This is a genomic window from Oligella ureolytica DSM 18253, from assembly GCF_000373745.1.
GTDB classification, from domain to species: domain Bacteria; phylum Pseudomonadota; class Gammaproteobacteria; order Burkholderiales; family Burkholderiaceae_B; genus Oligella; species Oligella ureolytica.
Genome location: NZ_KB892314.1, coordinates 1 through 19,290 on the forward strand (window position 1 = coordinate 1; position 19,290 = coordinate 19,290).

The following is a 19,290-nucleotide window of genomic DNA, read 5'->3' on the forward strand; positions in this document are numbered from 1 at the left end:
TGCCATATCAAAACTGGTTAATAGCCTAAAGGGTATATCCAGTCTTCTTATCCGAAAAAAGAACTACCCCAACATTAAAAAGAAACTGTGGAAAGGGGCTTTATGGTCGCCAAGTTATTTTGCTGGAAGCTGTGGCGGCGCGCCGATTGAAATCATTCGACAGTATATCGAGCAACAGCAAACGCCACCATAGATTCAAAGGACGGCGTTGCCGTCCGCGCTATTCACCCTCGCCCTAAACGACGAGGCTTTCCGCGTATTTTGGTAAATCTTGGCGAATGTCTAAAACTCATTAATTTAAACATTTCTAGACATTCTTTGGGCTTTTAGACTCAAAAGTGCCACGCAATGTGGCACTCATCCTAACTAAAAACAACCTACCAATAACCCAATATCTTCCACCAAATGCCGCCGATCACAACAAAGACGACAAGGTTCACAACACTCATCACAAAGCCCGCTTTCCACCATTCACCTAAGGTTGTAAAGCCGGAACCGAACACCACGGGTGAGGTGCCTGTTGCATAATGCGTTAGGGTCATCATGATATTAGAAGCCGCTGCCATTAACAGCGCGTACAACATGGGCGGTGCGCCCAACGCCACTCCCGCAGTAAAAAAGGCTGCAAACATCGCCGTGATATGCGCCGTGGTACTGGCAAACATATAGTGCGCATAAAGGTAAGCTAACAATAACAAACCGGTTGCCAGTGCCCAATGTAAACCCAAGCCGCCAATACTTGTTTCTAGCATATTGGAGAACCATGTAATTAGACCCAATTTATTTAGGAAAGTAGCCATCATCACGAGGGCCGCAAACCACGTGATCGTATCCCACGCACTACGCTCAGTAATAATATCTTCCCACGTCAGCACGCCCGTGATTAACAGAAGAGATAAACCAATAAAAGCAGTAGTGGTCGCATTAACCGCCCAAGCAGCACCAAAAATCATCTCCGGAATACCTGCCCAAAGAAGCAATAAGATGGTGAAAATGCCCAACATAATGTACTCATTGCGCGTGATCGGTCCCATTTCCTTTAGGCGTTCAAAAGCGAACTCTGCCGAGTTAGGTGTTTCCTTAATCTCCGGCGGATACATCATATAAATAACCAACGGCATAATCGCCATCGCCACCAAGCCCGGCAACAACATGGCGATAGCCCATGTGCCCCAGCTTAAATTAATATCCATATTGGTTGATTCAGCCACCAGATTCACGACGAGGGGATTAGGCGCCGTTGCCGTGACAAACATGGCAGCAGAGATGGGATTACAATGATAATTTACCAGAGCCAAGAATTTACCCATACGAGCCTCGGTGCCTTTTTCAGGATCGGAGTCGTAAGTCTTGGCAATGGAGCGCACTAAAGGGTGAATAATCCCCCCGCCTCGTGCGGTATTACTCGGTGTGACGGGCGCCAATATCAGCTCAGTAATGGCCAGACTATAGGCAATGCCGATCGTCTTTTTACCCCAAATAGCAATAAAGTAATAACCGGCCCGCTCACCCAAACCGGTCTTAATGATGCCACGAGAAATCATAATCGCCGCACCAATTAACCAAATCAGTGGATTGGCAAAACTGCTCAAGGCATCATTAATTGCCCCTGACGTTGTTTCAGAAGTGACCCCCGTCACCGCCACCAAGGTAATCGCAAGAATAGATAACGCGCCGATGGGCATCACCTTGCCGATAATGGCAGAAATCACCCCGACAAACATCCCCAGTAACATCCAAGCATCCGATGTTACGCCTTCCGGAACGGGAATAACAAAGCAGATAACTAAAGCAAGGGCGACAGAAATAGCCGCTGGTATTGGCCTAAACCCCATAATGACTCTCCGTAGATTATGTGGAAGAAGTACTTTTATAAGGTTATTATAAGTGAGTTGTATGGTGGCTGTTGCGCTTATTTAGCTCACCCCCAAAGGAGTCTCAACGGAGTATGAGTAAGTCTCGCGCAGCACATCGTCGTCAGATTTTTGCCGGTACTTCTCGCCATTCGCCCGGTTGCAAATCACCCAAATCCCAAGGGCCTACCTTGACTCTAATCAAACGCAACGTCGGCAAAGCAACGGCGGCTGTCATGCGACGTACTTGTCTATTTTTACCCTCAATAATACTTATTTCCAACCAACTGGTCGGGACCGTTTCACGATAGCGAATGGGCGGATTGCGTGGCCAAATATCCGCTGCTTCAATTTGCCTAACCTCGGCCGGTAAGGTCATACCATCTTTGAGCTGCACACCTCGGCGCAACTGCTGCAACTGCTCTTCCCTAACCTCACCTTCTACCTGCGCCCAATAGGTTTTTTTAGTTTTGTACTTAGGTTCTGCGATACGCGCCTGCAATTGACCATCATTGGTTAAAAGCAGTAAACCCTCACTATTCCTATCCAAGCGCCCGGCAGCATAGACATCAGGAATCGGGATAAAGTCTTTTAGCGTCGTGCGACCCGCCTCATCACTAAACTGCGTTAGCACATCATAGGGCTTATTAAAAAGAATTAAACGCGGAGCAGATGTTGGTCTATTCACCGCTCTTTTAGTGGCTACGCGATAGGTCTTAGCTGATCTTGTTGAGTATCTTTTAGTCACGATAACTGCTCCAAATCCTTAGCTAAGGCCTTAAGTGGCTCGACGACCTTAGCAATTAATTCCTCCAAACTCACGCGTGACGAAGGGACACTTGCATTGAGCGCATACACGCCGTTGGTTACCCCGTCACTTCGCACAACCACGGCGACCGCCGTTATATCGTGTGAAAACTCGCCGACAGAATAACAATAACCATGCTCTGTAAAAAAGTCCATTTGTTCCCTGAGTATCCGCTTTCTTACCTCTTGATTCTCAGCTAAATGTGCTTTTAAGCCATGATCCTCTAAGAGCTTACGCTGCGTATCATCTAAGGCACTGTAATAGGCACGACCAATGGCCGTATCGATCAACGGCACGGTAGAGCCGACGGTTAACTGCACGGCCAAACGGGCCGGCGAACGAATGCTTTCTAAATACAGCATCTCACCACCATCTTCTACCGCTAAACTGACGGACACCTCATATTTTTCAGCAAAAGCCATCATCAATGGACGCGCATCACGCACTAGCTGATTGGAATCAAGCGCAATCTGTGCCATTTCTCTGAAACGAATATCCGTCACATATAAGCCGGTACTTGGGTGCTTGCGCAGGAATCGCAACTTGATCAAGGTATGCAAAACACGACTCACCGTCGCTTTAGGTAGTTGGGTAATGTCCACAATTTGCTGATGGGACATACCATTAGGATAAAAGCGCTGACTGTACAAAACGCTCAATCCACGCGCAAGTGAGGTGATAAATTGGCGATCACTTTCCTTTTCACTTTGCTCAATACTACTTAATAAGTTATTTAACACTTTACAAGCCTATTTAAACGTAGTAAATTCAATCACATAGTTCCGCATAGTATATCATTAGTTTTGCATAGCGAAACATTATTTAAATAAATAATTCATTAGTATAGGTAGGAGTTAACTATGTCACGTCCATCATTTAAGTGGGAAGACCCGTTTTTATTAGAAGATCAGCTTACCGAAGAGGAGCGCATGGTCGCAGAGAGTGCCGAGACTTTCTGTCAAGAGGTGCTGATGCCGGGCATCCTTGAAGCAAATCGTCATGAGCACTTTGATACTGAGCTCATGAAGCGCATGGGTGAGTTAGGATTATTAGGGGCAACCATTGATGGCTATGGCTGCGCCGGCATGTCACATGTATCTTATGGCCTCATCGCACGTGCCGTTGAGCGTGTTGACTCAGGTTACCGCTCGGCCATGAGTGTACAGTCCAGCTTAGTCATGCACCCCATCTGGGCCTACGGCACAGAGGATCAAAAGCAAAAATTCCTACCTAAATTAGCAAGCGGTGAATTCATCGGCTGCTTCGGTTTAACCGAACCTGATGCCGGTTCTGACCCCGGCTCAATGAAAACTCGTGCCCGCAAAGTTGATGGCGGCTACTCAATTACCGGTAATAAAATGTGGATTACCAATAGCCCGGTGGCCGATGTATTTATCGTTTGGGCTAAAGATGATGACGATGTGATTCGCGGTTTTATCCTCGAAAAAGGCATGAAAGGCTTATCTGCTCCTGCCATTGAAGGGAAATTCTCACTACGTGCCTCCATCACCGGTGAAATTGTCATGGATGAGGTCTTCGTTCCGGAAGAAAATGCTTTTCCTGAGATACGTGGCCTTAAGGGACCTTTCGGTTGTTTGAATAAAGCCCGTTACGGTATTGCTTGGGGCGCGATGGGTGCTGCCGAGTTCTGCTGGCATGCGGCACATCAATACAGCTTGGATCGTATTCAGTTTGGTCGTCCACTCGCCGCCACCCAACTCTTTCAGTTAAAGCTTGCCAATATGCAGACTGAAATTAGTCTCGGCTTACAAGCTGCCCTACGTGTTGGTCGCCTACTTGATGAAGATCGTGCAGCACCGGAGATGATTTCTATCATCAAGCGCAACAACTGCGGCAAGGCCTTGGATATTGCCCGAGTGGCTCGTGACATGCATGGGGGTAATGGTGTGTCTGATGAGTTCCATGTCATTCGTCACGTCATGAACTTGGAAGCGGTTAATACCTATGAAGGTACCCATGATGTCCATGCGCTAATTCTCGGTCGCGCTCAAACCGGTATTCAGGCCTTTGCTGCTCGTTAATTAGCGAATTAACACAGCGCATCGCCTAGTCAGTGGACTACTTGCTATCTACTTGTAGTCCACGATCTTCAACCCCTTTTTTAGCCTATAAAGAGTAATTGATGAAAACAACGGCCCTTGCTGGCATTAAAGTTCTGGACTTATCACGTGTATTGGCGGCACCAAGTTGCACGCAAATTCTCGCTGATTTAGGCGCCCACGTCATCAAAGTTGAGCGTCCTGGCCAAGGTGATGAGACCCGCCAATGGACCCCTCCAAGCTTTGCTGACAATACCTCAGCCTATTTTGCAACGATTAATCGCAATAAGCAGTCACTCACCGTCGATATCAGCCACCCCGAAGGGCAGCGTATCATTCGTCGCCTAGCCGAAGAGGCCGATATTCTCGTTGAAAACTTTAAAGTCGGTGGTCTAAAAAAATACGGTCTCGACTATGATTCCTTGAGTGCATTAAACCCTCGCTTAATCTACGCCTCCTTAACCGGTTTTGGCCAAACAGGTCCCGATGCCGACAAACCGGGCTATGACTACATTATCCAAGCGTTATCGGGACTGATGAGCATTACCGGACCAAGTGACGGCATGCCACACAAAGTAGGCGTTGCGGTAGTTGATCTCTTTAGCGGTTTACAGCTGACCATCGGTATTCAAGCGGCATTACGCGCCCGCGAGCAAAGTGGCCGTGGCCAGCATGTGGATGTATCGCTACTTGATAGTGCCCTCGCCATGAGTGCCAATATTGGTCAAAACTACTTAGCCAATGGCAAAACACCTCCGCGTTTGGGCAATGCGCACCAAAGCATTGTGCCCTATCAAGTCTTTGAAGTCGCAGAGCAACAACATTTAGTCTTGGCGTGCGGTAATGACAAGCAGTTTGCTGCAGTTTGCCGCGTGATGGGTGAAACTTGGGATCAGGATCCTCGCTTTGCAAGTAATCCACTACGCGTCCAAAACCGAGACCTACTCATTCCACTCATTGAAGCCGTCTTTCTCCAAAAGTCTCGTGACCAATGGATTACGCTATTTGAGCAGGCAGGCGTGCCCTGCGGTGCCATCAATAGCATTGATGAAGCGTTAAACTTACCGCAAGCAGCAGCGCGCGGCATGGTTGTCAGCTTTGAAGGTAGCCCGGTACGCGTGTTGGGCAACCCGATTAAGCTCTCTGACACCCCGGTGCAATATCAAAGTCCGCCCCCTACTCTTGGACAGGATACCACCAAGGTATTGCAGGACTATTTTGATGATGAGCAAATCGCTCAATGGCAACAAGCCAATATTATCTAGTTTAAATATAAGAAAGCGCGTTGTGATTTATGGTGTTAATCAACAACGCGGACAATAGAATCTGTCTCCTTCTTATCGCGATGATGCCCGGATACACTAAGCATCATCGCATTTTTGTGCTTGGCCGGAGTGTATGCTATGCCCTAAGAGCAACCTCCGTTGCCGTGATCGCGTGCTGATTATTCCACGCCAGTTCCTGATGCAAACTCACGACCTCACCAATGACAATCAAAGAGGGGCGTGGCGCTGCCAGCGCTAATTGACTCAACTCCGCCAACGAGCCGGTCACCACCTCTTGCTGTTCAGTTGTGCCACGGCTGATGATAGCAATTGGCGTGTTCGCTTTACGACCATTGGCAATCAGCTGCTTCTGAATCGTCGCGGCTTTAAGCGAGCCCATATAAATCACCAAGGTCTGCTCCGTCTTCGCCAAGGCCTGCCAATCATTGGCGTCTTTTTCCTCGGCACCGCTGCCACTGATTAAAATCGCACTATGGGCCAATTCACGATGGGTCAAGGGAATGCCAGCGTAGGCCGTTGCCCCTAGGGCAGCACTAATGCCCGGCACGATACGAAAAGGTATACCCTCTTTAGCTAAGACCTGCGCCTCTTCGCCTCCGCGACCAAACACGAAGGGATCGCCCCCTTTTAGTCGTACTACCCGCTGCCCTTCTTTGGCTAATTTGACCATCAATGCATTGGTTTTTTCTTGAATCACATGGTGAGCACCGGCACGCTTGCCGACGTTAATGCGATCCGCATCACGACGCACCAGCTCAAGTACAGCGGGAGAAACTAAAGCATCATAAAGCACCACATCCGCCGCTTGTATGGCTTGTAAAGCTTTTAATGTGAGTAAACCGGCATCACCGGGGCCTGCACCCACTAACACCACCTCACCCAGCGGTTGCTGATGTTGCTTATTTTGCGCTTGCTGTATGGCATCACGCATAATTTGCATCGCTCTTTCTTCATCACCTACTTCAATGGTGCCGCTTAATGGGCCTTGTAAAATTTCCTCCCAGAAATTGCGACGCTTGGCTAAGGTTTTAATTTTTGTTTTAACCTCTTGGCGCCATCTATCGACAAAGCTCGCTACCTTACCAATATGCTGAGGTAGTTGACTCTCAATGCGCTCACGCCATAAGCGTGCTAATACGGGTGCCGTACCGCCACTACTGATTGCAATTTGCAAAGGGTGCCGATCAATCACTGCGGGCGTAATATATGAACAATGCTTGGGGCTATCAACCACATTACAAAAGGTAGACTGCGCTTCAGCTGCGACATACACACGCTGATTTAATGCCTCGTCATTAGTCGCTGCCACCACTAAATAGACGGTTGATAATTGTTGTGGGTGAAACTCTTCACCCAAATACTCAATGTGACCTTCAAGCTGCCAATTAACAAACTGCTCAGATAACTCGCGTGCGACCACCTTGATGCGCGCACCGGCTTTTAATAAGGCCAAGGCTTTGCGCTCAGCCACAGTGCCTGCACCGACTAAGAGGACTGGACGATTGTGTAAATTAGCAAAGAGGGCAAAAAAACTAGAAGAGTCATTCATAACAAAAACGTAAACTATTGACCGTAATACTTACTGGACTCTCCATTAGAGATCAAAATCAATATAAAACAAACGACTAAAAAACTCTATGCATACTACTTTTATTTATATAGAGAATTGTAACGCCCTCTTCACAGCCCCTATTTACAGCCTTTTCCGCTGATATTAACTTGATTTGAACTAAGTACTTTTAGTTTTAAGCTTAATGTTTAATTTCATATAAAGCGCTAGGCCCGATCTGTCCTACCTTATAACAAATAACCATATTAATAGAAAGATTAATTGTTTTTAATTATTAAGAAGCTCGCTTAGACTGAAAAACATTCCAAAATTTAAATTTTTATTTAGTGAATAACAATGTTTAGTCCCCAACTCTGGCACGCTCCGGTAGTAAGTGAGGCCACTTTTAGGCATTTGCCGACGCTCCAACAGGAGCTTGAGCAAAATTTACGCACCATTTCCGCAAGCCACAAAGATGTACGCTTTGCGTCCAGCTTAGCGGTGGAAGATATGGTCATTACCGAGGTGATTGCCCGCCTCAAACTCCCCATTACTGTATTTACGCTCAATACCGCTAAATTAAATCCGGAAACACTCGAATTACTTGAGGCAACTCGACAGCATTTCCCGGAGTTACACATAGAGCAATACCACCCTCAAGAGGAAGCTGTACGTCATTTTGATAAGAATCACGGTATCAGTTCAATTTATGACAGCTTAGAGCAACGCAAATTATGCTGCGGTATTCGCAAGATTGAGCCATTGAACCGCGCCTTGGACGGTGCAGATGCCTGGCTCACCGGTCAGCGCCGCAGTCAATCTGCCACACGCACAGAATTACCTTTTGAAGAAAAAGACACGCAGCGCGGCATTACCAAATTTAATCCGATTTTTGCATGGGAAGAAGAAGCCGTTTGGGCTTATGTGCAAGCACATGACTTACCACTCAATGCACTCTATAAAAAAGGCTACCCAAGCATTGGCTGTGAGCCCTGTACTCGACCCATCAGACTGTCAGAAGATATTCGTGCCGGTCGCTGGTGGTGGGAAAACAAGGACAGCAAAGAATGCGGTCTACACCGGCAAGCAGACGCTCACACCAACAACAAAAAAGAATCAGTAGGATTGTAATCACCATGTTTATTGATAATCAACATTTAAATGAATTAGAAGCGGAATCGATTTACATCATCCGTGAAGTCATTGCCGATGCCAAGAATCCGGCACTGCTATTTTCCGGTGGTAAAGACTCTGTGGTGTTATTGGCGCTTGCAGTTAAAGCCTTCCGGATTCCGGGCCGTCCGTTAACTTTGCCGTTTAAATTACTGCACGTTGATACGGGTCACAATTATCCGGAAGTCATTACGTTTCGTGACGAAACCGTGGCACGCCTCAATGCCGACTTAGTGGTCGGTCACGTTGAAGACTCCATCAAAAAAGGCACCGTGGTGCTACGTCGTGAAACAGACTCACGTAATGCGGCACAAGCTGTCACATTACTGGAGACCATTGAAGAACACGGTTTTGATGCCCTCATGGGCGGTGCCCGTCGTGATGAAGAAAAGGCTCGAGCAAAAGAGCGTATCTTCTCTTTCCGCGATGAGTTCGGACAGTGGGATCCTAAGGCGCAACGCCCTGAGTTATGGAATATTTATAACACCCGTCTGCACCCTGACGAAAGCATGCGTATTTTCCCGATCTCGAACTGGACTGAGTTGGATATTTGGCAATACATTGAACGCGAGCAATTAGCCCTGCCATCGATTTACTTTGCCCATCAACGTGAAGTCGTTCCGCGTGATGGCTTATTAGTACCGGTCACACCCTTAACACCGAAACGCGAGGGGGAGCAAAGTGACATTCGCTCCGTACGCTTTAGAACCGTCGGTGATATCTCATGTACCTGCCCGGTCGCCAGCGAAGCCACTACCACCACACAAATTATTGCCGAAACGGCCGGTAGCACCATCTCCGAGCGTCGTGCGACGCGCTTAGATGACCAGGTCTCTGAGGTCGCGATGGAAGAAAGAAAACGTGCCGGTTATTTCTAGACAGCAACGTTGAGTATCGATTTTTAAAGGTTCATTATGTCAACAAATTCTCTTTTACGTTTTATAACGGCCGGCAGTGTGGATGACGGAAAATCCACCCTCATCGGTCGTCTTTTATATGATAGTCATAGCTTAATGAGCGATCAGGTAGATACGCTCGAAAAAAGCCAAGACAGCAGCAATAACAGCTTGGATTTCGCACAACTGACTGATGGTCTTGCCGCTGAGCGTGAGCAAGGTATCACCATTGATGTTGCCTACCGCTACTTTGCGACCCCAAAGCGTAAATTTATCCTAGCCGATACCCCCGGACACGAACAATACACACGTAACATGGTGACCGGTGCGTCAACCGCCGATGCGGCCATTGTCTTAATTGACGCGAGTCGTTTAGACTTAAGTCAAGATGAGGTGACTTTGCAGCGTCAAAGTAAGCGACACAGTGCGCTGTTAAAGCTATTGGGTATCCCAAATATTATTGTGGCTATCAATAAGCTCGACTTATTAGGTTATGACGAAACCGCTTTTAATAAAATTGTTGAAGCTTATAAAAAACTGGCCGCTCAAATAAACTTAGCCGTTACCCCGCTGTTTATTCCTATTTCCGCCTTACACGGCGAAAACATTGTGCATCTCAGCGAGAGAATGCCTTGGTACAAAGGCCCTGCGCTATTACCTCTATTAGAAGATTTACCGAGTAGACAACATAGCAAAGACACAGCACAGGGCGACCTCAGTCTCTTCCCGGTGCAGCGCGTCGTACGCCAAGACGGTAGCGCATTAGATGATTTCCGCGGCTATCAAGGACGTCTAACAGCAGGAAAACTCGTCGTTGGTCAAGAAATACGCGTAGAACCTAGCGGTCAACGCAGTCGCATCAAAGAAATTTTTGGTCCCAACGGTAGCCAACAGGAAGCTGTCAGCGGTCAGGTATTGACGATCACGCTGGACAATGACGTCGATATCTCTCGCGGTGACACCCTAGTCGCTGCCGACAACGCTATCCAAGCCAGTCGCTCAATCCGTGCTCATATTGCTTGGATGGATGACAAGCCACTCAACACCGCTCGTCGTTATTGGTTAAAACATGGCCATCAATCGGTTTACGCCAAAGTGAAAAAGCTCGAATACCGTTGGGATGTTAATAACCTAAGCCGCGAAGAGCATGTTGAGTACTTGGATATGAATGACATTGCCCAAGCCCAACTATCACTTCAACAAGCCATTACGGCCACCCCATATACAGATAACCACCTCAGTGGCGCCTTTATTCTAATTGATGAGGCAACTAACCATACCGTTGCCGCCGGCATGATTAACACCTTATTGGATCAGTAGGAGTAGGAAGCACATGCTAGATCAACAACAATCAGTAAGCGGAACAAATAAACCGCTGCTGCCGCAAATCGCTCAACAATTAACGACCTTAGACCCGACCCAGCTAGCTTGGATCTCCGGCTATAGCTGGGCGCTAAGCCAACAAAATCTCGAGCTTGTCAACGGGGCTGACGTTAACGGCGCAGCCACACCGGCGCAACATCAAGCCATTGCCGCTGAAGCGGTCACTCCTGCTGAGAAAAGACGTATTTTAGTTCTATCCTGCTCGCAAACAGGTAATGCTCAAGCGGTCGCTAAGCACTTATTTGAACAATTGCAACACACTAACGCCGAGGTTAGTCTTGCTTCTGCGGGTGATTACCGCAGTCGCAGCTTAGTCGATGAGGATATTGTGTTACTGGTGACCTCCACCCAAGGTGAAGGGGAGGCGCCGGAAGAAGCCGTGCCTTTATATAAGTTTATTTTTCATAAAAAAGCACCCGATCTCAGTAGTGTCAGTTTTGCTGTATTAGGTCTTGGCGACTCAAGTTATCCAAAATATAACCAAGCAGCCAAAGACTTTGATGATCAATTCGAAAAACTCGGCGCTAAGCGTTTATTTGATCGTGTGGACTGTGATTTAGATTTCACCGCTCAAGCCGATCAATGGCGCAGTGATATCACGGATCATCTACAAACCATCCTGATTGATACACCTACAAGTTCAAATGGTGCCATCAATGGGGCAACCGCAGCTGGCGTTGACACCGCAGCACCTGTGGCAAACACGTATAGCAAAAGCAACCCCTATACTGCCGAACTCATCACGAAGCAACGCATCACCACGGAACAGGCTAACGAAGTTATCCACTACGAAATTGATTTGGGTGATTCCGGTATTACGTATGAAGCGGGTGACTCATTAGGCGTTTACTTCTTTAACGCCGAAAGCGTCGTCGACGAATTGATTGAGCTCACCAAGGTGAACCCCGGCGATAAGGTTAATTTGGCAAGTGGTGCTGAAGTCACCATCAAAAAGGCGCTCACCGAATACCTTGATATCACTGAAACCACACCTCAGTTTGTGCGTGCCTATGCCGATTATTTGACAGCAGACTGCAAAAAAGACTTAGCGGCGATTGTCGATGACACGGCTGTCCTCAATGAGTATATCCAAGAGCGTCCGCCCATCTTTATTGTGGCAGATCATCCGGTCAATTTAAGCGCTCAACAACTACACGATTTGTTCAGACCGCTAGCACCCAGACTGTACTCCATTGCCAGCTCACAAGAAGAAGTGGGCGATGAGGTGCACATTACCGTCAGAACAGTACGTTATGACAAAGATGAAAAAGAGTATCAAGGAGCTGCCAGTGGTTTCCTAGCGGATCGTATCGAAGAAGGTGATGAGTTCAAGATCTTTATTGAACCAAACCGCAATTTCCGCCTCCCAGAAAATGGCGATACCCCGATCATTATGATCGGTGCCGGCACCGGCATTGCCCCCTTTAGGGCCTTTATGCAGGAACGTCAGGCCAAGGGTGACAAGGGTAGGAACTGGTTAATTTTCGGTAATCAGCGCTTTACTGAAGACTTTTTATACCAAAGTGAATGGATTCAATTACACCAAGCGGGCTATTTACCTAAATATGATTTTGCTTGGTCTCGCCAGGGCGATAAAAAAGAATACGTACAACATAAATTAGCCCAACGCAGCCAAGATGTTTGGCAGTGGCTACAAGACGGTGCCCATTTCTATGTGTGTGGTGACGCCAACCGCATGGCGAAAGACGTTGAAAACACCCTAATTGATATTATCAGCAAAGAGGGCAAACTCTCTGCTGAAGACGCTGAGGACTACTTAAACGAGCTCCGTGAAGAAAAACGCTATCAGCGCGATGTTTATTAGTTTAATGCGATAAGTTTCAGGATTAAAAAATGACAAAAGACAATACAGTAGTGGATAAAGACTTAGTGGTTGATGGTCCTTTATCAGACAACGAGCGCCTAAAAGGCCAAAGTGATTACTTAAGAGGCGGTATTGCCGAAGATTTAAAAGACGGTTTAACCGGTGGTTTCAAAGGTGATAACTTCCAGTTAATCCGCTTCCACGGTATGTACGAGCAAGATGACCGTGATATTCGTGCGGCTCGAGTTGAGAGTAAGCTAGAACCTAAGAAAAACGTGATGTTACGCTGCCGCTTACCCGGTGGTATCATCAATCCTCAGCAATGGTTAGGCATTGATGAGTTCGCAGAAAAGCACACCGACTACGGCAGCATTCGTATTACAAATCGCCAGACTTTCCAGTTCCACGGCGTGTTAAAAGACGATATTAAACCAATGCACCAATGGCTGCATCAGTTAGGCTTAGACTCACTCGCCACAGCAGGTGACGTCAACCGTAACGTACTCTGTACCTCGAACCCGGTTGAAAGTAAACTGCATGCTGAAGCGTATGAATGGGCTAAGAAGATCTCTGAGCACTTATTACCCAAGACCAACGCCTACGCTGATATTTGGTTAGATGGTGAAAAGCTCTTTAGTACTGAGTTATCTAAACCCACCACCAAGGAAGCCAGTGACCCGACCGAACCCATTTTAGGTAACACCTACTTGCCGCGTAAGTTTAAAACGGCGGTCGTTATCCCTCCTCATAACGACGTTGATCTTCACGCCAATGACTTAAATTTTGTGGCGATTGGGGAAAATGGCAAGTTAGTCGGTTTTAACGTATTAGTTGGGGGCGGTTTGTCCTTTGAGCATGGCAATACCAAAACATTCCCAGAATTGGCTTATGAATTTGGCTTTGTCAAACTGGATGATGTTCTGAAAGTCGCCGAAGCCGTTGTGACGACACAGCGCGACTGGGGTAATCGTAGCGACCGCAAAAACGCCAAAACCCGCTACACCATCCAACGTGTCGGTGCCGACCGCTTTGCCGCAGAAGTCGAGAAACGTGCAGGTATTACCTTCGAAGCCACTCGCCCTTATGAGTTTACAAGTCGTGGGGATCGTATCGGCTGGGTCGAAGGGGTGGATAAGAAATGGCACCTGACCCTCTTTATTGAAAACGGTCGCTTATTGGACTTCCCTGGGCGTCCTCTCAAAACCGGTGTACGTAAAATTGCCGAAATTCACACAGGCGATTTCCGCTTAACGGCCAACCAAAACATCATTGTGGCTAATGTGTCGGCTGATCAGAAAGAGAAAATCGAACAAATCGCCCGTGACCACGCATTAATTGTTGACAGCGTGACACCACTGCGTAAACAAGCCATGGCCTGTGTGTCATTACCGACCTGCCCTCTGGCAATGGCTGAAGCGGAACGCTATTTACCGAGCTTTATTGATACGCTTGATGACATCATGGCTAAACACGGCGTCGCTGATGACACCATCATTACCCGTATTACCGGTTGCCCTAACGGCTGCGGTCGAGCAATGCTGGCCGAAATCGCCTTGGTCGGTAAAGCGCCCGGCCGCTACAACCTACACGTGGGTGGTAACCTCATCGGTACGCGTATTCCTAAGCTTTACAAAGAAAATATCGCCACGGACGAGATTATCACTATTATCGATGATTGGATTAAAGACTGGTCAGAGAATCGTGAAGATGGTGAGGCCTTCGGTGATTTTGCGATTCGACGCGAGATTGTAAAGCCGGTTATTGATTCAGCCAAGGACTTTTGGGCGGCGAATTAAACCGGCCACATAGTCATAGCACATATCAAAACATGGTCCATACTTCCTTTTAGGAGTATGGACCATGTTTGATTTTTAGTAGAGCTAATTAAGCACGACGTATCTAGTAACTATCTTCCCATTTCTTGACTTCTTCTTCCGCTTGCTCACGTGCATAGCCGTACTGCGCTTGGATTTTACCGACCAGCTCTTCTCTTTTACCATCAATTTGCTGAAGGTCATCATCAGTCAATTTACCCCATTGCTGCTTGACCTTACCTTTGATCTCTTTCCAATTGCCTTTGATAATATCTGTATTCATAATAAACTCCCTGTGTCGAGTTAAGATAATTCAAAATAAACCATCTTTTTGTGATACTGCATTTCAAAGCAGCTAAATCTTAGTGACTTAACTGTTCATAAAGTAACTACAAAAAAGTGTCTTTATGAAGTTTTAAGTTAGTTCGGATGCCACACCCTGATCAAGGCAGTTTTCATAGTTTTACACTTAAGCAACAAAATGTAGTGTGATGCAAAAAACATCATTAACACTAGCGGATACTGCGCTCGGACTCGACCAGCGGTTCACGATAATCACGCGCCAAAAACATCTCTAAAAGAAAACGCAGCGTTATTCATGTTAAAAACCATTAATATGAATAAAATTCATACTAAATTGAAAAACTATCATTTTCTTTTATCGCTTAAAACGAATATGATCCATCTATTGATTTTTTCACTCATGCTCAGGCATGAGGACGATTTTTAGAGGTATTACATGTCTTTATTCCGATCCTTGCCCCCTTTTCGTGCAGATGTAGTGGGCAGCTATTTACGTCCAACCGCTTTAAAACAAGCGCGCCAAGCCTTTGAAAAAGGTGAGTTATCCGCCAGTGAGTTACGTGAAGAAGAAGACAAAGCCATCCGTCACAGCGTACAAAACCAGTGTAATTGCGGTCTACACGTTGTTACCGATGGCGAGTTCCGTCGCACCTGGTGGCACTTTGACTTTTTTGATGGGCTTGAGGGCGTGGAGCGCTACGACGCCGACGAAGGTATTCAATTTTCTGGCGTACAAACTAAATCACACAACGTGCGTGTCATCGGCAAGGTCAAGTTTGGTGATCACCCCATGCTTAAAGACTTCGAGTTCTTAAAATCACTCGAATCCGGCGCCAACCCTAAAATGACTATCCCCAGCCCAAGCGTTTTGCATTTCCGTGGCGGCCGTAATGTAGTCAGTCCAGACGTTTACCCCGATTTAAACGAGTTTTTCGACGATTTAGTACAAACCTACCGTGATGCGCTCACTGCGTTCTATCAAGCAGGCTGCCGCTATCTACAGTTGGATGACACCGTTTGGGCGTATCTCTGCTCCGAAGAACAAAAACAAATTGTGCGCGATCGCGGCGACGACCCCGACCAACTCGCTAAAATCTACGCTGATGTTTTAAACCGCATCCTCGAAGGCAAACCCGATGACCTCGTTATCGGTCTACATGTATGTCGCGGCAACTTCCGCTCTACATGGATTTCCTCGGGTGGTTATGAGCCCGTCGCCGAACTGCTCTTTGGCACCGTCAATGTGGATGCCTTCTTCTTAGAGTACGACAACGATCGCTCTGGCGACTTCCGTCCTTTGCGTTTTGTAAAACCGGGCCACCAGCAGGTGGTATTGGGCTTGGTCACCACCAAAACCGGCGAGCTCGAAGACAAAGAATTAATTAAAGCCCGTATTCAAGAAGCCTCACAATATGTCGCTCTAGAGCAACTTTGTCTCAGCCCTCAGTGCGGTTTCTCTTCCACCGAAGAAGGCAACAACATCACTGAAGCCGAGCAAGACGCCAAACTGCGCTTTGTAGTAGACATCGCTAACGAAGTTTGGGGCACACCCAACAACTAAACCCCAGCGGTTTAGTGCTATTCGCTACAGCAAAGAGCTCTTCGGAGCTCTTTTTCCCTTTTTTCACACCAAACCCCTATTTCGTGAACTGAGCCGTACGTTGCTATGAACTCCTCAAACACTCCTGCCCCTCTCACCTTACGTCAACATTTAGACGCTGCCTCCATGAGCACCTTGCAATGGCGTGCCATTGCTTTATGTTTTTTAATTAATGCCATCGATGGCATTGATGTCCTTGTCATGGCGTTCACCGCTTCAGCGGTTTCCAAAGACTGGGGGCTAAATAACGTCGTGCTGGGTTGGTTGCTCTCGGCGGGCATTATTGGCATGACGGTGGGATCTGTGTTTTTAGCGCCACTCTCAGACCGCTGGGGCCGTCGTCCCATGGTCTTAGCCAGTTTGCTCGCAGCAGGGGCGTTTATGGTGGTGACTGAATGGGTACAAGATCCATGGACACTGGGCGCTTTGCGCTTTCTGACGGGCATAGGCATTGGTTGTAGCATTGTGAACGCTAACGTGCTCACTAGCGAATACGCCAACGCCAAGTGGCGCGCTCTGGCGATTGGTTTGCAATCGGTGGGTTTTGCCCTAGGCGCTACCTTGGGCGGTATGCTGGCGGCCTATCTGTTAAAGCACAGCGCTTGGCAGAACGTGTTTATTTGGGGCGGTATCTTAACGTGGATCACAGCCTTGTTAATTGCCATTGGCCTACCCGAGTCCCTCGATCAGCTCTTACAAGGACGCCACCCTAAAGACAAACAACGCGCCCAGCGTCTACTGCAACGCATGGGGCAAGGTCAACTTCCTATGTCGTCCAACCCAACCCCCGGTCTGAAACCCAACGCTTTACAAGCGCTACGCCTTTTGTGGAGCCCCGGTGCAGTACGCACTTGGTTACTTGGCGGTAGTTTTTTTGCCTTAATGTTTAGTTTTTATTTTGTCACCAGCTGGACCCCTAAACTGCTAGAACAAGCCGGTCTTTCTGCCGACAAAGGCGTAGCCGGTGGCGTCCTGCTGCATGTGGGCGGCATGCTGGGTGCGTTGGCTTTGGGCTTATTAGCCAGTCGCTGGCACTTACAGCGCGTGGCTCAATCATTAATGGTATTAGGCGTCTTTGCGTTGTGTGCCGTCATTCCAGCCACTAGCTGGTCCCTGCCCGCCGCCATTGCTCTAGGCATTGCCATTGGTTTTTTAATTAACGGATCCATTGCCGGACTGTATGCCACCACCCCACAAAGCTTTGAAGCCGCTACCCGAAGCTCGGGCGTCGGCATAGTGCTTGCTTTTGCACGCCTAGGCGGCATGGCCTCGCCGGTAGTAGCCGGCCATTTGTTGGAAGCCAACTGGTCTGTTAGCCATTTATATTGGCTGTATGCGGGAGCGTTATTACTAGCCGCCACATGCTTGCAGTTATTTATAAAAACGCAGCCGCATCAGGCCTAAAACTCAACCACAAGCAACAAGCCCAACTCACTGGAACGTTGAGCTGGGCTTTTAATCAGGTAAAAATCACTCCTTGTGCCTTCAATTTTAACGCATCTATTTCCGGACGCTCGGTGGCGCAACCGATGGATTTAACGACTTTATAGGTACCCTTTTTCTTGCTAACTAACTGAATACTAACGGATCCTACTCTCAGGCTCAGCCACCACCTCACGCATTAAGTCATCTAACTCTTGACTATGATAAAGGTCTAAGCACTTTAAGTAATTAAACTCTAAGCCCGGTGCCTCTTGCTCCGCCAGAGGATTACTATAGTCTTGCACCAAATATGCCTGCACTAAATTTGTCACTGCTTCCGGGGCCTTATCCAAATCATAATAAGTCCACTCAATCAAAGCCCCATGGCTACTGGCGATATCTCGAGTAATCAACTCATCACCTCCATAGGCCTTGCCCAAACAATGCGCAAAAGCCATGTCCTTGAAGTTTTGCCCGTATGAGCGTTCGGCAGCGCGAGGGCCTCTATGATTATCTTCTTGAGCAACTGACATTGTCTGTGTTAAGCCAAAAACGCAGAGAACTAAGGCTAAAAAATAAAGAATTTTTTTGATTTTCAGCTGTGTGTGTAAAAAAATCATTCAAACTCCCAAAAAAAGATGTTATTCGTTTGGTATGCCCCTTGAGGGTGATAAAAGTAACACGCATCATAGCAGCCATTACCATCAAAAAGCGAAGCATGTCCGCTAGCATCCGTCCAACCTGAAATATCAAATAACACAATACCTTTACGGCCCTTTAATCCCGCTGGACTCCTGACGTCGCCAGAAACTACTTCAGGTTTTCCAAGACTTAAAATTAAAAATTCGTTCAAATCCCTGACTCGATAAAAATATTGTGAACCATCTGAGCCAGACACCGTTTTGCCGGGGATCGCAGGTACTTTAAGGCCTGACTCATTGAGGATATAGCTCAATCTCACCGCGCATGTGTTTTTCCAGCGATAGTGCTCATCAACCTCATTAATGTTAAATGCTACACGTCCGCCAATAACCTCTGCGGTAATCCTCCCAGAAAACCATAGCAATTAGAAGTAGAATTTCTTATAAAGGAAATTCAATGAAACGATCACGATATACTGACAGCCAAATTATGGCGATTCTTAAACAAGCTGAAGCCGGTACGCCAGTGCCGGAGCTGTGCCGGGAGCATGGCATGAGCAGCGCCACGTTCTACAAGTGGCGTGCTAAATACGGTGGCATGGATGCCTCCATGATGTCTCGCCTTAAAGAGCTTGAGGCGGAGAATCAACGTCTTAAAAAGATGTATGCCGAAGAGC

18 protein-coding genes are annotated in these 19,290 nt (G+C 47.4%); 11 read left to right on the forward strand and 7 right to left on the reverse strand.

Translation table 11 applies throughout. The annotated features are described in order from the left end of the window. Positions 1 to 193: IS200/IS605 family transposase (gene tnpA / locus B092_RS0109195; RefSeq protein WP_018574949.1), on the forward strand; the 193-nt coding region annotated here is incomplete at its 5' end. 184 nt (positions 194 to 377) lie between these two features. Here tnpA and B092_RS0109200 read toward each other — a convergent pair. The 3 genes from B092_RS0109200 to B092_RS0109210 form a co-directional block, all read right to left on the reverse strand. Next, positions 378 to 1,835, reverse strand: coding sequence for a DASS family sodium-coupled anion symporter (locus tag B092_RS0109200; RefSeq protein ID WP_018574950.1), 1,458 nt, complete (start codon positions 1,833 to 1,835; stop codon positions 378 to 380). Positions 1,836 to 1,977: 142 nt separating this feature from the next. Next, positions 1,978 to 2,601 (reverse strand): pseudouridine synthase, encoded by a 624-nt coding sequence (locus B092_RS0109205; protein WP_018574951.1) that lies wholly within the window; start codon positions 2,599 to 2,601, stop codon positions 1,978 to 1,980. Then, positions 2,598 to 3,401, reverse strand: a complete 804-nt coding sequence (locus B092_RS0109210) for an IclR family transcriptional regulator (RefSeq protein WP_018574952.1) — start codon at positions 3,399 to 3,401, stop codon at positions 2,598 to 2,600. Before B092_RS0109210 ends, B092_RS0109205 begins: the two co-directional genes overlap by 4 nt. A gap of 120 nt (positions 3,402 to 3,521) precedes the next feature. On the opposite strand from B092_RS0109210, the gene B092_RS0109215 reads away from it, so the two are divergent. Both B092_RS0109215 and B092_RS0109220 read left to right on the forward strand, forming a co-directional pair. After that, a complete protein-coding gene (locus tag B092_RS0109215; protein WP_018574953.1) occupies positions 3,522 to 4,703 on the forward strand; it encodes an acyl-CoA dehydrogenase in 1,182 nt (393 codons plus the stop codon). A 101-nt stretch (positions 4,704 to 4,804) separates the two neighbouring features. Further along, the gene (locus B092_RS0109220) at positions 4,805 to 5,986 is read left to right on the forward strand and encodes a CaiB/BaiF CoA transferase family protein (RefSeq protein ID WP_018574954.1); all 1,182 of its coding nucleotides are present in this window, start codon (positions 4,805 to 4,807) and stop codon (positions 5,984 to 5,986) included. Positions 5,987 to 6,122: 136 nt separating this feature from the next. On the opposite strand, the gene cysG is transcribed toward B092_RS0109220, so the two are convergent. Beyond that, positions 6,123 to 7,556 (reverse strand): siroheme synthase CysG, encoded by a 1,434-nt coding sequence (gene cysG, locus B092_RS0109225; protein ID WP_018574955.1) that lies wholly within the window; start codon positions 7,554 to 7,556, stop codon positions 6,123 to 6,125. 357 nt (positions 7,557 to 7,913) lie between these two features. Here cysG and B092_RS14115 point away from each other — a divergent pair, with 357 nt between their 5' ends. From B092_RS14115 to cysI, 5 genes are read left to right on the forward strand one after another with little or no spacing between them, the layout of a single operon-like run. Beyond that, the gene (locus B092_RS14115) at positions 7,914 to 8,687 is read left to right on the forward strand and encodes a phosphoadenylyl-sulfate reductase (RefSeq protein ID WP_018574956.1); all 774 of its coding nucleotides are present in this window, start codon (positions 7,914 to 7,916) and stop codon (positions 8,685 to 8,687) included. A 5-nt stretch (positions 8,688 to 8,692) separates the two neighbouring features. Beyond that, a complete protein-coding gene (cysD, locus tag B092_RS0109235; protein ID WP_018574957.1) occupies positions 8,693 to 9,607 on the forward strand; it encodes a sulfate adenylyltransferase subunit CysD in 915 nt (304 codons plus the stop codon). A gap of 36 nt (positions 9,608 to 9,643) precedes the next feature. Then, positions 9,644 to 10,945 carry a sulfate adenylyltransferase subunit 1 gene (locus B092_RS0109240; protein WP_018574958.1) on the forward strand — a complete coding sequence of 434 codons (1,302 nt, stop codon included), beginning with the start codon at positions 9,644 to 9,646 and terminating at the stop codon, positions 10,943 to 10,945. Between the two features lie 13 nt (positions 10,946 to 10,958). Next, entirely contained in the window at positions 10,959 to 12,833 is a 1,875-nt protein-coding gene (locus tag B092_RS0109245; RefSeq protein WP_018574959.1) for an assimilatory sulfite reductase (NADPH) flavoprotein subunit, read from the forward strand. Positions 12,834 to 12,862: 29 nt separating this feature from the next. After that, entirely contained in the window at positions 12,863 to 14,629 is a 1,767-nt protein-coding gene (gene cysI, locus B092_RS0109250) for an assimilatory sulfite reductase (NADPH) hemoprotein subunit (protein ID WP_018574960.1), read from the forward strand. Positions 14,630 to 14,732: 103 nt separating this feature from the next. Here cysI and B092_RS0109255 read toward each other — a convergent pair whose 3' ends face one another. After that, positions 14,733 to 14,930 carry a CsbD family protein gene (locus tag B092_RS0109255; RefSeq protein WP_018574961.1) on the reverse strand — a complete coding sequence of 66 codons (198 nt, stop codon included), beginning with the start codon at positions 14,928 to 14,930 and terminating at the stop codon, positions 14,733 to 14,735. 456 nt (positions 14,931 to 15,386) lie between these two features. Here B092_RS0109255 and B092_RS0109260 point away from each other — a divergent pair, with 456 nt between their 5' ends. Together B092_RS0109260 and B092_RS0109265 are read left to right on the forward strand one after the other, a co-directional pair. After that, positions 15,387 to 16,511: a cobalamin-independent methionine synthase II family protein gene (locus tag B092_RS0109260; RefSeq protein ID WP_018574962.1), complete on the forward strand. Its 1,125-nt coding sequence runs from the start codon at positions 15,387 to 15,389 to the stop codon at positions 16,509 to 16,511. Between the two features lie 105 nt (positions 16,512 to 16,616). Next, positions 16,617 to 17,954 carry an MFS transporter gene (locus tag B092_RS0109265; protein ID WP_018574963.1) on the forward strand — a complete coding sequence of 446 codons (1,338 nt, stop codon included), beginning with the start codon at positions 16,617 to 16,619 and terminating at the stop codon, positions 17,952 to 17,954. Positions 17,955 to 18,130: 176 nt separating this feature from the next. Here the strand turns inward: B092_RS0109265 and B092_RS0109270 are convergent, their stop codons facing one another. Beyond that, positions 18,131 to 18,592 (reverse strand): type VI secretion system amidase immunity protein Tai4, encoded by a 462-nt coding sequence (locus tag B092_RS0109270; RefSeq protein ID WP_018574964.1) that lies wholly within the window; start codon positions 18,590 to 18,592, stop codon positions 18,131 to 18,133. Beyond that, positions 18,589 to 19,038 carry a type VI secretion system amidase effector protein Tae4 gene (locus B092_RS14120; protein ID WP_018574965.1) on the reverse strand — a complete coding sequence of 150 codons (450 nt, stop codon included), beginning with the start codon at positions 19,036 to 19,038 and terminating at the stop codon, positions 18,589 to 18,591. The genes B092_RS0109270 and B092_RS14120 overlap by 4 nt, the downstream gene beginning before the upstream one ends. Before the next feature lie 32 nt (positions 19,039 to 19,070). On the opposite strand from B092_RS14120, the gene B092_RS0109280 reads away from it, so the two are divergent. Beyond that, a partial coding sequence (locus B092_RS0109280) for a transposase (protein WP_018573907.1) occupies positions 19,071 to 19,290 on the forward strand: 220 nt, incomplete at its 3' end.

Coding starts and splice junctions, on each gene's coding strand:
- B092_RS0109255 (WP_018574961.1), bottom strand. CDS start 14,930: ATGAATACAGATATTATCAAAGGCAATTGGAAAGAGATCAAAGGTAAG.
- B092_RS0109265 (WP_018574963.1), top strand. CDS start 16,617: ATGAACTCCTCAAACACTCCTGCCCCTCTCACCTTACGTCAACATTTA.
- B092_RS0109260 (WP_018574962.1), top strand. CDS start 15,387: ATGTCTTTATTCCGATCCTTGCCCCCTTTTCGTGCAGATGTAGTGGGC.
- B092_RS0109220 (WP_018574954.1), top strand. CDS start 4,805: ATGAAAACAACGGCCCTTGCTGGCATTAAAGTTCTGGACTTATCACGT.
- B092_RS0109240 (WP_018574958.1), top strand. CDS start 9,644: ATGTCAACAAATTCTCTTTTACGTTTTATAACGGCCGGCAGTGTGGAT.
- B092_RS0109200 (WP_018574950.1), bottom strand. CDS start 1,835: ATGGGGTTTAGGCCAATACCAGCGGCTATTTCTGTCGCCCTTGCTTTA.
- B092_RS0109245 (WP_018574959.1), top strand. CDS start 10,959: ATGCTAGATCAACAACAATCAGTAAGCGGAACAAATAAACCGCTGCTG.
- B092_RS14115 (WP_018574956.1), top strand. CDS start 7,914: ATGTTTAGTCCCCAACTCTGGCACGCTCCGGTAGTAAGTGAGGCCACT.
- B092_RS0109270 (WP_018574964.1), bottom strand. CDS start 18,592: ATGATTTTTTTACACACACAGCTGAAAATCAAAAAAATTCTTTATTTT.
- cysI (WP_018574960.1), top strand. CDS start 12,863: ATGACAAAAGACAATACAGTAGTGGATAAAGACTTAGTGGTTGATGGT.
- cysG (WP_018574955.1), bottom strand. CDS start 7,556: ATGAATGACTCTTCTAGTTTTTTTGCCCTCTTTGCTAATTTACACAAT.
- cysD (WP_018574957.1), top strand. CDS start 8,693: ATGTTTATTGATAATCAACATTTAAATGAATTAGAAGCGGAATCGATT.
- B092_RS0109215 (WP_018574953.1), top strand. CDS start 3,522: ATGTCACGTCCATCATTTAAGTGGGAAGACCCGTTTTTATTAGAAGAT.